This window comes from Burkholderia cenocepacia (genome assembly GCF_900446215.1).
GTDB classification, from domain to species: Bacteria; Pseudomonadota; Gammaproteobacteria; order Burkholderiales; family Burkholderiaceae; genus Burkholderia; species Burkholderia cenocepacia.
This window is the reverse complement of the sequence record NZ_UAQZ01000016.1, coordinates 24,133-38,184: the sequence shown is the minus strand read 5'-3', so window position 1 is coordinate 38,184 and position 14,052 is coordinate 24,133. Positions and strand designations below refer to the sequence as shown.

Below are 14,052 nucleotides of genomic sequence, written 5' to 3'. Positions count from 1 at the left end.
TGCGCTCTCTCGCCCGGCTCCGGGCAGACAGCACGACTCCCCCCAAACCACCGCCCATTACTTCGCATACCTGATCATAAAGACGGAAAGCAAACGGTAAGACAGCATCCACCACCGAAAGCCAGCTGTAACACACGCCCTCGCCCGAATCGATGCGCAAACCGCCTCATCGCCCCGCGTCGGGTCCCGTGCACTATCGGTGCATGATCGCTTCTCGTAGCGATCCCCGGACCGGTCGTCTCGCCCTCGTCGCACGCTACGAATCGCCCCCGTGCCTGCCCCAACCGCTTCCGTACACTCGAAATCGCGCCATGCGGCGCTGGCGGCGTGCACCCTGCGTACGGCCGCGCCTGACGGGAGCCTTGCATGTTGTCCATCGATGGAATGGGTTTGGGGTTGAACTGGCAGCGTTTCCTGTCGCAAACGCTGGATCCCGACCTCGCCCCGAAACCGCCGCGCAATACGGACGGTACGTCCAACGACGGCCCGAACAACGGCCCGGCCAACCCGGTGAACCCGACCACCGTGCCGCCGATTCCCGTGCAGGCCGACCTCGGCACCGATCCGTCCAAGCCGACCAATGCCGAAATCGCGTCGGCCACCGCGCTGCTCCGGAACATGGCCGACCAGTATCGCGTCGCGCCGCCCGAGATCACCGTCGACAACGACACGACGCAAGCCGTCCAGCGCGTGATCCAGGACGCGCAGACCAGGTACGACGACGCGCAACACACGCTGCAAGGCGCGCAGGGCGTGCTGCGGATGACGAACCGCGACCCCGAAGCGACACCCGACGAGCGCAAGGCCGCGCGCGACAACTACACGAAGGCGCACGACGCGGCCGCCACCGCGCAACGCGAACTCGACGTCACGACCGACGCCGGCTACCGGATCCTGTACGGCGAACAGGCGAAAGCCGACCAGTACAGCGCCGACCCGAGCAACGACAAAATCGAGGGGCCCGCGCAGCAGCAGGCCGATGCGAAGCTCGCCGCGCTGCAGAAACTGTTTCCCGACCAGACCAAGGCGAATCCGAACTTCATCCCGCAGCAGGGCGATTGCAAGACGCCCGCCCAGGTCCAGGCCTACGACGACTGGCAGTCGGCGACGTCGACCGCGGTAACGGCGCAGGCGAAGTACTGGGCGGACGTCAGCAACGCGAATCTCGCCTATACGCAATTCCAGTCGTACATGGCCGACCCTGCCTACAAGGATGCGATCGATACCGGCGTCGGCAAGCTGAACGATGCGCTTGAGCCGCTGCAATTGCAGGTCGACCTGCCCGATCCGCCGCCCGCCGACGCAAACGGCAACGTCGACATGAACGCGGTGCAGGCCAATATCGCGCAGGCCGCGAAGCTCGCCAATTACTCGAACGCGGCCTATGCGGCATCGCTCGACGCGCAGCAGGTCACGACGTTGCAGCAGAAATACGACGCCGACAGCGCGTGCCTGATCGGCTCGACGCCCGGCGCGACGAAAGACGACAAGGCCGCGCTCGATCGCGCGACGACGCAGGCGAACACGAGCGGCAGCTACATGCAGATGCTCGGCGCGCAGTTGACCGTCGACGACTTGCAGACCAAGTACGACACCGCGAAATCGGCATCCGACGACTGGCATATCGCGAATCCGCGCTCGCTGGACCCGCATCCGACCGTCGACGCCGACCTCGCCGCCGCGTCCGATGCGCTCGCACAGGCAAAGCAGAAAGCCAGCCTCGCGCACGACGGATTCGTCGTCGCGTACGGCCAGACGCTCGCGCAGCAGTATGACGACGCCGGCGCGCAGATCGATGCGCAGCTCAAGCCAAAGGTGCCGTTCGTGCTGCAGAACCCGACACCGACGCTGTCGACGAATCCACCGCCGTCCACGACGCCGCCGTCCCCGTCGGCGCAGCCGTCGCCGTCGCTGAGCACGTCGCTGCCGAGCCCATCGAGCACCGCGAGTTCCCCGGCGCCGTCGACGACCCAGACGCCGACACCGTCGTCGTCGTTGAGCACGTCGGCGCCGCCCGCCGCGCTATCGACGTCGCTCCCGCCCACGACGCTGTTCACGAATCCGTCGTTCGTGCTGCAGCCGCCCGGCTCGAACACGTCCGTGCCGACCACCGCGACCGGCCAGACCGCCCTCGACGCGAAAAAGCTCCATGTCGTCGCGGGCGCGCTGCGCGCGGCCGACGGCCGCCTGTCCAACACGTTCAACGACGCGGCCGCGAAATTCCAGCTGGCGAACGCGAAGACGCAGGAAGGCGTGCTGAAGGGCAAGCTCGCGGACATGCAGAAAACCTACGACGACTGGTACGCGAACCACCCGACGCCGGTGCGCATGCGCGAGGTGAACGGCGACGAGATCCCGATGCCCACGCCGCGGCGGCCGAATCCGTACCAGGATCGGCTCGACGAGGCGCGCAACAACCTGCAGCAGGCCGACGCGACCATCAACAAGCTGCAGTTGCTGACCGAGATGTCGCGTCAGCAGGTGCTGCTCGACCAGTTCGATGCGAGCCTCGCCGAGAACCTGCGCAACCCGCAGAGCCAGGACGACAAGGATGCCTATTCGAAGGCGCTCGACGGCTTCTTCCGCGCGCACCAGGGCGAGCTGTCGCAATCGCTGCTCGATCAGGCGGGCGCGAGCACGAACAAGGCCGCGACGATCGATTTCGGCAAGCTGACCGACAACGAGCAGCGCAACCTGATCGGCACCGCGATCGGCCTCCCGCCCGACGTGCAGCCGTCGGCGGACACAGGCACGCCCACCGCGCCGGTCAACGACGACTCGGTGCGCTACACCGACAACGAAAAGCTCGACACGATCAACAAGGTGCGCGGCGAAATCCTCGAGCTCGGCGGAGGCAGCGGCACGCAGGTCAACATCCTGCCGCTGATCTACTCGGACAAGACGGCCGGGATGGTAACGAGCGCGCTCTTCAAGGTCACCGACAGCAAGGGCCACGTCCAGTACGTCGACGACACGTCGGCGAATTACGACAACATCGGCGACTACCTCGACAACAACCAGCTTGCGTCGAGCGGCACGCTCGATCTCGTGACCGGCTACGACGACAACGGGCACGCGCAGTTCCAGCAGAAGAGCGCGCATCACGACGACTGGTTCGACAGCGCGCTGAACACGCTGACCGGCGGCAAGGTGAATCTCGGGATGATGGGCCTCGGGCTGCTGATGGAAGGCGCCGGCGTGCTGCTCGACGCAACCGGCGTCGGCGTGTTCGCCGGCGGCGCGCTGAACTTCGCGGGCGGGCTGATGATGGATACGGCGATCGGCTCGAGCATGACGAAATCCGCGCTCGATATCGGCTCGCGCTGGGAACACAACCAGAGCATCAATCCGTTCACCGACGCCGGCGCGCGCGGCGACTGGCTCAACCTCGTACCGATGGGCGCGGCCGGCGCGGCGAAATTCGCGGGCTCGGAAGTCTTCGCCAAGACGGTCACCGCGCTGCGCTCGGCGAGGGCCGCGCGAATCAGCACCGCGATCGTGCGCGGCACCTCGCTCGCCACCGGCCTCGGCGCCGCCGGCGAAAGCTTCGTCGAAGCCGCTGTCGACTTCGCGCACGGGGACCGCGAGCACGGCTGGGACGCGCTCAAGTCCGGCTTCACGAACGTCGCGCTGATGGGCGCGGGCGGCGTGCGGGACCGCATGGTCAACGCGACGGTGCGCGTCACCGGCCGGCCGGTGGTCGCCCGCTCGGCAGGCGGCGAGCGCATCTCGATCGACGGACAGCAACTGCAGAAGATCCTGAGCAGGAACGAGCCGTCGCAACTCGCGTTCGGCGCGACGCGCGCGTCGCTCGACGGCGTCGACATCAAGGTCGCGAAAGACGGCACGCTGATGGCGGGCGACAAGGTGCTCACCTACGACAACATGCCCGTGCGCGTGCTCGACTCGCTCAACAACAAGGACCTGAACCACCTGCCGCGCGGGACGTCGGTGATCCTCGGCGAGAACGGCGAACTGAGCATCGTCGAGCTGACCGGCAAGACCTGGACCGAAGGCACGAAGATCGATTCGGTCACGGAGACGGGCGACCGGCTGTCGTTCGGCAGCGACGGCGAAATCAACGCGCCGTCGAAGCTCGTCGCGAAAACGCCGGTCCCGTCGCGCAACGCCCCGCGGCAACCGGCAAGCAACGACACGCCGCCGGCCGACAGCGCGCCGCGCACCACGCCCGCCAACGAAGCCGCGGCGCGCGCCACCGCAGCGAACGACACGGCCACCGCGACGACGGCCGCCAGCGCACGCAACGCGCAGCACACGAGCGAAGCGCAAGCCGCGCGCGACGAGAACCAGCAGGAAACGCGCGCGTCCGATTCGCATGTCGCCGCGCAGAATCGCCGCAGCAGCGACCTGCGCGCGGCGCACGATCCGGCCGTCGCGCGGACGCCCGGCGCACCCGGCGCGGGCGCGCTCGAGGAACCGGCCAGCGTCGCGCCGCGCACGCCGGTCCGCGTGATCGACCTGACCGACGCCGAACCGGCCTCCCGGCCCGCGACGCGCGACCCGGCCGGCGTGTCGGTCCCGCGCGGCCCGTCGGTCGAGGCGCTCGACCATGGCGAGCACACGCTCTTGATCGTGCGCAACGGCGAGGACCCGGCGGCCGCCCGGCCCGACGCCGCGCGGCCGCGCGCGGCGGGCGAGCTGCCCGCCGACGTCGCGGAACCGATCGTCGTCATCGCCGATGCCGCGGACGCGCACGTCGCCCCCGAACTCGCGAACCGCTGGCAGCGGCCGGTATTCGCGGCCGCGCCGGATGCCCTGCACGCCGACGGCACCCTGCGCGCCGATGCGCCGCTGACGCGCTACCTGCCCGCCCCCGACGCCGCGGCGGCCGGCGGCCGCGTCGTCGGCACGAACGCGCAGGCGGCCCACGCCGACGCGGCGGGCGTCGTCGAAGCCGACCCGCCTGAGGCGAATCCGGACGCGCCCGCCGCGCGCCGCGCGCCACGCCCCGTGAACGACGACACCGTCGTCGTGCTCGCGTCGACCCGGCGCAACGTCGCCGACCCCGACACGCATGCCGCCGTGCCGCAGCCGCCCGCGCGCGCGGCGCGTGCGCTGGACGGCGCATTCAGCGCGCCCAACCGCATCCTCGTGCTCGTCAAGCCGGCCGAACGCGCCCCCACGCAAGCGGCGAACGATGCACGCGAGGCAGCCGCGCCCAAGCCGGCCCGGGACGCACGAACCCAGGACCACGCGCTCTCGGCCGCCGCCCACCCGGACACCACCGAAGCGCCGGCGGACCCGTCGCTTGCCGGCCCGGGCCTGTTCACGCGGCTGCAGATGCGGTTCGGCGGCGCGCCGCTGCCGGACGCGGTCCACGCGCTCGCGCAGCAATCGGGCACGCTCACGCAGCAGTTGCGGATGCTGAGCGACGCCGGCTGGCGCGTGAGCCTCGGCAAGCGCGGCGGCGGCAGCCGGATCGATCCGAAGCGGCGCCGCGTGACGATCGACGGCGCGCTGCACGATTCGGGCAGCATCACCTATACGCTCGCGCACGAGGCGAAGCATGCGGTCGAGGCGATCGACGGCACACTGGATTCGCTCGACTACAGCGGCCGCAGCCGCTTCACGCGCAAGGCGCTCGAAGCCGAAGCGCGCGCCCAGATCAACGCGTTCGAAGCGCGCTACGAGATCGATCTCGCGGGCGGCGGCGACATCGCGGCGAACACGACGCTGCCCGATGCGCTGCAGCACGAGGCCGACCGCTGGTCGCCGTCGAGCGACTATGCGGGCACGGTCGAGCGGCTCGCCGACGCGTTCGCCGATGCGCCGGTGTCGGGCCGCCGCGGCGAGACGTACCAGGCCTTTTACGACGGCATCTGGGACAAGCAGAAGCGCCACGGCGGCGCCCCGCGCCGGATGCCGGCGCCGCACACGACCGAAGGGACCGGTGGCGCGCACCTGCCGCGCACGCTCGAGGAACAGGTGCGGTGGAGCTTCTCGCATGCGGAAACGATCTCGCCGTTCGCCGAACGCGGGCGTCACGAGCCGCGGCAGATGACGCTGCGGATGCTGGACGAACGCACGTCGTCGGGAACCGAGGAACCGGTGACGATCATTCGCGGCCGAACCGACGCCACGGGCCAACTGCTCGACGCACACGGCCGCCCCGCGCAGCACGTGCCGTTTTCGATCGCGCACTTCCTCGCCGGCACGTCGACGAGCGCCGGCACCGGCCGCGCGCTGGTCCTCGCGGCCGACGACGGACACGCGGCCGCGGCATGGCTCACGAACACCTGGCAACGGCCGGTCTACGTGCCGGACGGCGGCACGATCCGCGCGTTCGACGCGGCCATGCGCAACCCGGGGAGCCAGCGGCCCGAGGCGCGATTCGACCACGCCCCCACGTGGACCCGCTATGCGCCGTCGCCGCGCGAGCGGATCGACTACGGCGAACTGGCCGTCGACGCGCACGGCCTCTACGTCGCGGGCGATCCGTCACGGCGACTGGACCCGCAAGCGCTGATCGGCCCGTTCCTCGGCGCCGGCATCGAAAAGAGCGTGTTCGAACTCGGCAAGCGCAACGCGATCGGCCTGTACGACGTCGATCCATCGAGGCCGCGCGACGGCCAGCTCGCGAATCATTACGACGCGCTCGACACCGAACGCACCGGGCTCGACCTGCTGCGCCGCTACGGCATGCGCACGCTGACCATCGACGGCCCGTTCTCGGTCGGCAACCGGATCGGGATCCTCTACCATCCGCTCGCCGAACTCAGCAGCCGTGCCATCTCGCTCGGCGCGTTGCCGTCACGTATCACGCACGACTCGATGCAACAGCTTGCCGCGATGCGCGAGATCGTCGAGCGCGATGGCCTGGTGTTCGATTTTCAGGGGGTGGTCGACGCGCGCGGCGAGTTCTACTTCAGCGACCCGGCCACGATATTCCGCACCGATGACCGCGAGGAAATCGACGCCACGCTCGAGGAAATCGACACCGTGATCGCGCCGCTCGAACGCGGCATCCGCACCGGCAGCATCGCACTCGCGCATCCGGCGATCAGCGAATCGCTGCCGGACGGCGCGTTCGTCCAGAAGCCGTCGCGCTTCACGCGGATCCGGATGTGGTTCGGCGGCGCGCCGCTGCCCGACGCCGCCTATGCGCTCGCCGGCCGGTCGAGCCTCCTCGCCGACCAGTTGCGCCTGCTGAAATCGGATGGCTGGCAGGTCGTGTGGGGCCGCGCGGGACGCGGCAGCCGCACCGACGTCGAGCAGCGCCGGATCGTGGTCGACGGCGGCCTGCGCGGCACCGGCACGCTCGTCTACACGCTCGCGCACGAAGCCGGCCACGCGGCCGACGTGTCGAACGACCGGCTCGGCCTCGATACCAGCAGCCCGGAAGCGTACGTGCAAAGCACGCTGCTCGCCGAAGCGCGCGCGCAGGCCAACGCGTTCGCGGTGCGCAAGCAGATCCTCGAATCGACCGGCGTCGACATCGCCGAGCACGCGGTGCTGCCCGATGCGATCGCGCGCGAAGCCGACCACGTGATGCCGGGCGACGACGCCGGCCTCGCGCGCCTCGCCGACGCATTCGGCAATGCCCCCGTATCCGGCCGCGACGGCGAACACTACCGTGCGTTCTACGGCAGCACACGGGACCGCCAGCAGCAGCCGGGCAACGCAGCGCTGCGCATGCCCGCGCCGCACACGGCCGAATCGTCCGGCGGCAGCGGCGGCGCACGGCTGCCGCGCACGCTCGACGAACAGGCGCAGTGGAGCCACGCGCACGCGGACCGTGCATCGCCGTTTCCGCGCCGCTGGTTCGGCGGAGGCTCGCCGACACTGTCCTTCTCGCGCCACGGTCCGGTGTCCTATGCGAACGGCGAACCGCTGACGCTCGTCCATGCGCGAACCGACGCAGCCGGCGGCCTGCTGGACGCACGTGGCAACCCCGCCACGCCGGTCGACTATTCGATCGACCATCGCCATGCGTTCACGCCCGCCCGAGCCGGCGCCCCCATCGTGCTCGCGGGCGAAGGCGGGGCCGCACACGCCGCGTGGCTCGCGAACCTGTGGCAACGCACGATCTACGTGCCCGACAGCGGCACGGTCCGCACGCTCGGCGAACCGCGCGGCGACGGCACGCAGCGCATGCGGTTCGGCGGCCCGCGCGCATGGACGCGCTACACGCCGTCGCCGCGCGAACGGATCGACGCGGGCGCGCTCGCCGTCGACGAACACGGGCTGCACGTCGCCGGCGATCCGTCGCGGCGCGTCGATCCCGATGCGCTGCTCGGCCCGTTCCTCGGCGCGGGCACCGCGAAGGCGGTATTCGAACTCGGCAAGCGCAACGCGATCGGCGTGTTCGACGCCAGCGGCGACAAGGCCCGCACGATGCTCGCCCACGAAAAGCGCGGGCTCGAGCAGTTGACGCAGCTCGGCATGCGCACGGTCACGGTCGACGGGCCGTTCACGTACCACGGGCGCGTCGCGGTGCTGTACAGCCCGCTGGCCGAACTCGGCAGCCTCGACGTGATGCACGGCATCCTGCCGAAGCGCGTGACGCGCGAATCGATGCGCCAGCTCGCCGCGATGCGCGAGCTGGCCGCGCGGCACGGCCTGTCGTTCGATTTCGAGGGCCTGTTCGATGCGAACGGCGAGTTCCACTTCAGCGACCCGTCCGTCCTGATCCCGCATCCGGACCCGGCAACCAACCGCACGCCCGGGATGATCGACGCCGTCATCCAGCCGCTCGAACGCGGCATCGCCAGCGGCCACGTCGAACTCGCGCACCCGCTGATCAGCGAATCGCTGCCGGACGGCGCGTTCGTGCAGAAACCGTCGCGCTTCACGCGGATCCGGACGTGGTTCGGCGGCGCGCCGCTACCCGACGCCGCGTACGCGCTGGCCGACCAGTCGAGCCTGCTCGCCGCGCAACTGCGGCTGCTGAACCCCGGCCGCTGGGAGATCGTGCAGGGCCGCGCGGGCGCCGGCAGCAAGGTCGATGCCGAACAGCGCCGGATCGTGATCGACGGCGGCCTGCGCAACGCCGGCACGATCGTCTACGTGCTCGCCCACGAGGTCGGTCATGCGGTCGACGTGGCAACGAACCGGCTCGACCTCGACACCAGCAGCCCCGACGCGTACGCGGAAAGCGCGCTGCGCGCCGAGGCGCGCGCGCAGGCCAACGCGTTCGCGGTGCGCAAGCAGATCCTCGAATCGACCGGCATCGACATCGCCGCGCACGCGGTACTGCCCGACGCGATCGCGCGCGAAGCCGACCATGTGATGCCGGGCGACGCGGCCGGCCTCGCGCGCCTCGCCGACGCGTTCGGCAACGTGCAGACGTCGCTGCCCGGCAACCCCGTCTATCGGGCGCTGTACCGCACGCAGGCCGATCAGGCGCGGCGCGACGGCGAGGCCGGGCGAGCCGGCGCCATGCCGCGGACGATGCCGTCGATGATGATGTGGCCGATGGACCCGTCGTCGTTCCTGCCGGCCGCCCCCGTGCTTGCGCCCGAGGCCCGCGCGGCCGACTGGCTCGACGCGCACGGCAAGCGCGATCTGAAGCGCATCGACGGCACGCAACTGGCCGACATCCGCGACCTCGCGCAATACGCGGGCCCCAACGCCCACGTGCTGATCGCGAAGCACGCCGACCGGCCGGCGGACGACGGCACGCATCCGCAACCCGAATTCGTCGCGAGCCTGACGACCGATGCGCACGGCCAGCCCGGTCAGGTCGAATCGACCGATCCGGGCGGCGCGCCGTCGCACGACTTGCGCGACGCGCTCTATCCGGGCACGCGTCCGCGCAAGCGCAGCGGCAGCGCGACGCCGCATGAAGCGCGTGCGCAATTCGACTTCTACCTGTCGCCGGTGTCGCTCGACGAGCTGCGGCAATTCGGCGGCGCGGCGAAGGTCGAAGCCGTCGACTCGAAACGCGTATGGAATGCCGAGCCTTCCGGCGACGCGCCTGCGCAGGAGGTCGTCGAGCAGATCGGCAAACTCGCCGGCGCGCCGCAATTCAAGCGGCCCAAGGCGGCCGCGAAGGTCGCCGACGACAGCACGACGATCTTCGCGGTCGACCGGAAAACCGGCAAGGTGCTCGGCTACGCCGTGCCCAAGCAAGGCGGCAGCGGCTGGGCGTATCACGAGAAAACCTCGGTCGGCGATGCATCGATCGCCGAACAGGATCTTGGCGCCGCATTCCGCCGCCGCGCCCGCGGCCTGCCCGACGGACGGCGCGGCGTCGTGTTCGTCCCGTCGTCGCTGCCGGAATCGGCGGTGTCCCGCTATGGCGGCTTCGCGCCGGCCGAGCGGGCGTTGCCGATCGCCGAGCAAAAGCCGCCGTCGATGAAAACGAGCGACCGCGTGCAGCGCCGGCTCGGCAAGCTTCAGTCGAGAGGCAAGCCGCCGGCCGGCGCGACGTCGCTCGCCAACCCGTGGGTCGCGCCGAACCTGCTGCCGAAATCGGCCGACGACGTGCACGATTTCAACGGCGCGAACACGCTGCACCTGCGGCGCGTGATCGATCTCGGCCAGGTCGGCCCGGAATACTTCATCTACGTCTACGGCACGGAAGGCGCGCTGATCGACACGCTGCATCAGCCTGACGGCCTCCTCGCGACCCGCGACGGCACGTTGCAATGGTTCGACGATGCCGCGCATTTCGCCGACGAGCGCAAGCCCGGCGTCGATCTCGACAGGACGAAGATCGGCGGCGGTCCGGACGGCTCGGACCGGCACTTTCTCGTGACGCGGCTCGACCCGGCGGAATTCGATGCACGCACGAAGCCGACGCAGGTCGCGGCCTATGCGCTGAAACAAGCGGAACTCGACAAACAGTTGCAGAAGGCCGCCGCGGAATCGTCCACGCCGTTCGGCGAACTGCGGCGCCGCATCGCGGCCGAACTGGCGGCCGCGAAGCACCAGCAGGCCACACTTGCCGGCGATCCCGCGTCCGGCACGGCGTCCGCCAATCCGCCCGCGAAACCGAACAAGGCTGCGCGCGGCAAGGGCACGAAAGGCAGCCGGAACGCGCCGGCGGCGCCCGCACCGGCCGCGTCACCGGCGCCGCACGCCGCGCCGGCCGGCAAGCCGTTCAGCATCAAGACCTATCAGCCGGGCCTGACGAGCGCGACGGTCGCCGAATGGATCCTCCGCTTCGGCAAGGCGAAGCTCGACGACTGGTTCCCGGAGCACGAGCGCGTGAAGGCGTTCGCGGGCCGCACCGGCGAGCCGCTCGACCTCGGCGCGACACGCCAGGTCATGATGGCCGACAGCGTGATGATGAAGGCGCTCGGCATCCCGTTGCGGCTCGCGCGCGATGTGTCGAGCATGCCGTGGCGCGGCCCGCTGTCGCGGCCCGACCACGCGGCGAACCTGGTGTCGCGCCATGCGAAGCGCGCGATCACCTATCTGTCGATCGCACGCGCCGCGGACCGGCACGCGTTGCAGGCCTATGCCCGCGCGAAGGCCGAGCTCCAGGATCGCCTCGCGCTGATGGCGCGCGGCTTCACGTTGCGCGACGACCCCGCCGAAATGCTCGCGCTCGTGAAGCGCTATGGCGGGGCGATGCCGGTCGTATCGGTCGCGGTTGATCCGTATTCGCTGGCCGCCGCGCTCGGCCGGAAACACGACCCCGCGTTCATCCGCCGCGTGCGCGAACTCGGCAAGCTCGACAACGCGCAGTTCGACGAAGCGAACGCGCGGATCGACATCGTCGGCACGGGCCGCCATCTCGAACTCGACGACCTCGACCATCTGTTCAAATGGCTCGATGCGGCGTCCGAAGGCGGCTTCGTGCTGCGCCTCGAAACCGCGCCGTCGCGCGCGCTCGTGTCGGCCGAGGACCAGCGCACGCTGGCTGGCACCAACGATGCGTACCACGACTACGTGCGCACGTTCGACGCGCTCGAAACGTGGGCGCGGCAGCACACCGGCAAAACCGCGCCGCATGTGATGGTGACGTTCCACGGCTGGGACGCCGTGCTCGAACCGGCGCCCGGCGACGGCCACCTGAAGCTCGTCGAGGCCGTGCTCGACCGCAAGGAACTCGACTGGGTTCATCTCGGGCTGTCGTATGCGACGCATGGCTCGGACTTCGTCGCGAATCAGGATCTGACCGCCGCCCTCGCCCGCACGCTCGTCGACTACAAGCTGCATGCACCCGACAAACTCGCGCGCCTGCACGGCGCCGATGCGCTCACGCGCGTGTTCGAACGGGTCGGCGCGCAAACGCTCGCGAACCAGCATCAGGTGCTGTTCGCCGAAGTCGAACGCGTCGGCCTCGCGAACAAGATGACACCCGACGAGCTCGCGCAATTGCGCGCCGGCCTGTACGAAGGCCATACGACCGCGCTGATGGACCGCGCACGGCAGGCGACGATCACTTATGCGCAGGAGAACTACTGGAACAGCACCGCACCCGCCAACCGGGCCGAGCTGCGCGCGCGCGATGCCGGCAAGCGCTGGCTGAACCAGTACGGCCAGCCCGCTACCGAACGCAAGATCGGTGCGCATGCGAACCCGAATGCATCGAGCACCGCGTTCTGGCGCGCGGTGGCCGCCGATCCGAAGCTCGCGATCGACGAGACCAAGCCCGTCCTCGTGAACCGCGACATCGCCGCACAGCCGAGCCACCAGCTCGGCAACCCGCAGGAAGCCGCGCTCGCGCAGCTCAATGCGCTGCGCGTCCACCGCCCGTCGTTCGGCAAGCGCGACTGGGCGTGGTCGCTCGGCTTCGGCGGCACGGTGGCCGGCGCCAGCTCGCTCGTCGCGCTGAACGTGTTCAACGGCATGACCGTGATGAGTTCGGATGCGCTGACCCACGCGAACACCGCACTGTTCGTCGGCGCGCGTGCGGGCCGCGTGTTCGGCGCGATGCACCAGGGCGCGGTGCAGAGCCTGCAGAGCGGCGATCCGCGCGCGGTGCACGACGTGCTCGACCGCCTGCAGCGCTCGCTTGCGCAGCAGCTGACCGCGCCGGTACACGGCTACAACCCGGCGCGGCTCCAACAGCTCGACCTGCTGACGAACGAAACCCGCGTGAAGGCGACCCACCTGGTCGACATGCATCGCCAGGGGCTCATCGGCTTCGACGATGCGGCCGCGCAGATCAAGGAACTGTCGGTCGACCTGCTCGCGAACATGCAGGGCATGGTCGGCGGCACGTCGCTCGCGCAACTGCATCACGGCAATTCCCGCCGGCTGCTCGGCCTCGTCGGACGCGGCAGCGCGATCGTCGGCTATTCGGGGACGATCGCCGTCGGCGTGCACGGGCTGATGACCACGCCGACCGTCGCGGGCGCGCTGACGACCGCGAGCGCGGCGCTCGCCGCGACGTATTCGGGCCTCGTCTATGCGGTGAGCGCGCACCGCGTGAACGCGGACAAGCGCAGCCGCGTCGTGCGCCTGATCGACTCGACGTCGGATTTCGTCGGCGTCGCGAGCGGCGTCGCGGGCTCGATCGCGCAATACGACAAAGGTCACTACGGGCTCGCGGCAACGGCCGCGACGTCGACGTTGATGCTGCTCGGCGCGCGGCTGAACACGCATTTCCCGAACGCGACGCGCTGGGTCAGGAAATACCCGACCGCGCTGATCCTCGTGCCGATCGGAATCTGGGGCTTCACGCAATTGCAGAACCTGTTCTTCGGCCCGCCGTCGGGCGGCTCGGGCTCGTCGCCGCACAAGCCGCAGTCGACGCCGGCATCGCCGTCGCCATCACATCAGCCGCCGCAACCGACCGCCGGCGCGCCGACGGCCGGCCTCGCGCCGGGCACTACCGCAACGCAACCACCCGGGACCGGCACGACGGCGCCCGCTCAGCCCGCCGCGCCGCCGTCGTCGGCCGCGCAGCCGACCATCGTCGTGGCCGGCGATTCGCTGTGGGTGATCGCCGACGCGCATCGCCAGTCGCTGCTCGACGCCGCGCACGTGTCGCAGCACGACCGCAACGCGATGACGCGCGACCAGCAGGATGCGCGCGCGCTGAACGAGATCCTGCAGCTGAATCCGGGCCTGGCGTCGGCGCCGAACGTGCTGCATGTCGGGCAGTCGATCAACGTCGGCTGACGCGCAGTCGCC

The 14,052-nt window shown here is 70.3% G+C and carries 1 protein-coding gene; it reads left to right on the top strand.

Features of this window, described 5'->3' with window-relative positions:
• The first annotated feature begins 366 nt into the window (after positions 1–366).
• Positions 367–14,040, top strand: a complete 13,674-nt coding sequence (locus DTA15_RS32230) for an LWXIA domain-containing protein (protein ID WP_012493822.1) — start codon at positions 367–369, stop codon at positions 14,038–14,040.
• The last annotated feature ends 12 nt before the right edge of the window (positions 14,041–14,052 follow it).

Coding starts and splice junctions, on each gene's coding strand:
- DTA15_RS32230 (WP_012493822.1), top strand. CDS start 367: ATGTTGTCCATCGATGGAATGGGTTTGGGGTTGAACTGGCAGCGTTTC.